The 2,035-nt window shown below is 79.6% G+C and carries 1 protein-coding gene; it reads right to left on the reverse strand.

Annotated elements, in window-relative coordinates:
* The coding region (locus VR45_RS42975) for a hypothetical protein (RefSeq protein WP_159394460.1) at window positions 1-2,035 on the reverse strand (2,035 nt) is incomplete at both ends.

The following is a 2,035-nucleotide window of genomic DNA, read 5'->3' on the forward strand; positions in this document are numbered from 1 at the left end:
CGATGTCGCCGACGGCGAACCAGTTGTCGGGCCGGGCGAGTTCGGGCAGGCGGGCGGCGGCGGCGCCGACCGGCACGACAACGAACTCGCGGACGGCCTCGGGGAGGGCGGGGGTGGCGTCCGCGGTGCCGACGACGGTGGCGAGCAGTTCGCCACCGGGTGTGCGCAGCCGCTGCGGGCCGGGGGTGAGCTGTCCGGCGAGGCCGCGGCTGACCAGGGCGGGCACCGGCGCGTCCGGCCGATCGACGGTGGACGGGGCGGTGTCGGACGGTGCGGTGTCGGCCAGGACGGCAGCGTCGGACGGGGCAGCATCGGCCAGGACGGCGGGGTCGAACGCGCCGGCCCCGACGGTGCGGGCGATCTCCGCGTAGGCCCGGGGCTCGACGACGACGAGGGTGACCTGTTCGGCGAGCCGGCCGGCACCGAGGAGGTAGGTCTGCCGCTCGATCCGGACGCCGGTCGAGGCGCGGACGCCCGGGAGCGCGTCGGCGGCCGTGACGAAGGCCTCGGGCAGTGGCGCGTCCTGCGGGACCAGCACCGCGGCGTCGCCGCCGACCGCCGTGCGGGCCGCGCGCAGCCGGGCGCCGTCGACGGTGTCGAGGAGGGTCGCGCCGAAGCCGGCAGTGGTGACGGCGAGCAGCAGGGCGAGCGCCGGCAGAACGGCGGGGCGGTGCCGACCGCCGGAGTCGCGGGCGCTGCGGGCGAGGCCGAGGAAGGCGATCGGGCCGCGGCCGCGCCGAGCGAGGCCGGCGAGCCGGTCGACGACGGGCGGCTGGATCCGGGCGAGCAGCAGACCGCCGCTGAGCGCGACCAGCAGCGGGGCGGTGACCAGCAGCGGGTCCGGCCCGCTCGCCGGCGGGGCGGCGCCCCGGCGGCGGACCTCGGCGACGGCCGCGCCGGTGACGGCGAGGACGAGGAGTTCGCCGACCGCCCGGCGCCGCCCGGGCCCCCGGGCACCGTCGGGAGGGCCGCCGGTGCCCCGGGGGCGGGAGATCAGGGCGGCGGCGCGGACCGGGAGGGCCAGGACGGCGAGCAGCGTCGCGGCCACCGCGGCGAGGACGGCGGCGGTCCAGCGGGGGGTGGGCAGCAGGACGAGGGCGAGGGCGGTGGCGGCCCCGGCTGCCGGCAGGACGGTCACCGCGCTCTCGCCGAGCAGGCGCAGCAGGATCCCGGCGCGTGAGCCGCCGCGGTCCTGGAGCAGCCGGAGTTCGGCGGTCCGCCGGTCGGCGGCGAGGGCGGCGGCCAGGCAGAGCACCACGGCGGCGACGCCCGCGACGCCGGCGGGACCGATCGCCGCGAGCGGGGCGGTGGCCCGGTGGCGGGCGGTGGCCTCGGCGAGGACCTCGGGCAGCAGGGTGGTGAGGGTGAGGTCGGGCCGTCCGGTCACCTCGGCGGCCAGGACGGCGCCGGGCCCGGCCAGGTAGGAGCCGACGCCGGAGCGGAGGGCGGCGAGCCGGTCGGCGCGCAGGGCGTGCGGGTCGACGGGCAGCCGCCAGAAGTCCTCGCCGCCCCGCCCCAGGCGAGCAGGGCCGGGCGGCTGTCGCCGGCGGCGAATCCGGCGGTCTCCCATCGGACACCGCCGCCGTCGAGGGTCTTCAGGCAGGCGCGTTCGGGGCAGGGCAGTTCCTGCCAGTAGCGGTCGTGGGGATCGTCGGCGCGGTAGAGGCCGACGATCCTGGCGCGGGCGGCGGGTCCGCTGTCGACGGTGTCGCCGACCCGGAGGCCGATGGTGTCGGCGGGCCGCCGGCTGACGGCGATCGGCAGCGGCGATCGGCAGCGGCTCGCCGGGGGCGGCCGGTCCGGGCCAGGCGCCGTCGGTCAGGGTCGCGTGTCCGGCGAGCCCCTGGAGATAGAGCAGGTGGAGTTGCGGGGCCATGCCGCCGGGGCGGTCGTAGCCGTCGTTGAGCATGGCCCGGTCGGTGAGGGCGCGGGTGCCGTGGTGCTCGCCGTCGCGGGTGAGCGGGAGGTCCCCGGTGATCTGTCCGACCAGCCGGTCGCGGGCCGAGTCGAGGTCGGCGGCGGGGGTGTCGGGGCG

The organism is Streptomyces sp. NRRL S-495 (assembly GCF_000966955.1).
GTDB lineage: Bacteria > Actinomycetota > Actinomycetes > Streptomycetales > Streptomycetaceae > Kitasatospora > Kitasatospora purpeofusca.